Here is an 806-nt window from a genome sequence, read left to right as displayed (position 1 = left end):
TGTCTAAAATTACAACATCAAACTGAGAATCATTACGATAATACTTAGTTAAATCCTCAGAAACAATTGTAGACAACACAGTTACATTACGTGTAACAGACAAACCACCATAAGACGCAGTAATAGTATAAACACCAGGAGCTAAATTAACATCCAAAGAAGCAACACCCTCACCATCAGTAACACGAACATACTCCGCACCATTAACAGTGAAAATCACATCCACACCAACAACAGCCTCACCATCATCAGTCACAGCAACATCAAAAGTAGAACCATTCTTATAATACAAAGTAGTATCTTCAGCAGATAAGACAAGTGTTTCATTAATTGTGAATGTTGTGTTTGTTGTTAATTCATTGTAGTTTTCATCACCACTGTAGGTGATTTCAACAAGATAATCACCAGCACCAAGATTTGGGATGTAGATTACTTGTAAACCGTTTACAAGCTCAGCAGTAACGCTTTCACCATTAATAGTGACTGTGACTTCCCCGGTAGCATCATTTTCAAAGATAGTGGAGATAATCACATAATCCTCACCAATAACAGGAATATTAACAGTAACATCAGATTCTGCTTTATCTACAGTGAAAGTGGTGTTTGCCTGTGAGGATTCATAGTTTCCATCACCAATAAAGATTACACTAACTTCATGGTCCCCAACAGCAATATATGGAAGTTCAAGGGATACTTCACCATCAATATAACCAATAGTGTATCTTCCATCAATAATAATAGCTACATAGCCAGGAACACTACTACTAATGTTTAAGACAACATCTTCACCGTAAACAGAGTCTTCA

The 806-nt window shown here is 36.4% G+C and carries 1 protein-coding gene; it reads right to left on the bottom strand.

Translation table 11 applies throughout. The annotated features are described in order from the left end of the window. The coding region (locus tag MBBWO_RS08045) for an Ig-like domain-containing protein (protein WP_133241514.1) at positions 1 to 806 on the bottom strand (806 nt) is incomplete at both ends.

Origin of the sequence: Methanobrevibacter woesei, assembly GCF_003111605.1 — an archaeon.
Classification (GTDB): Archaea; Methanobacteriota; Methanobacteria; order Methanobacteriales; family Methanobacteriaceae; genus Methanocatella; species Methanocatella woesei.
This window is presented reverse-complemented; position numbering and strand designations above follow the sequence as displayed.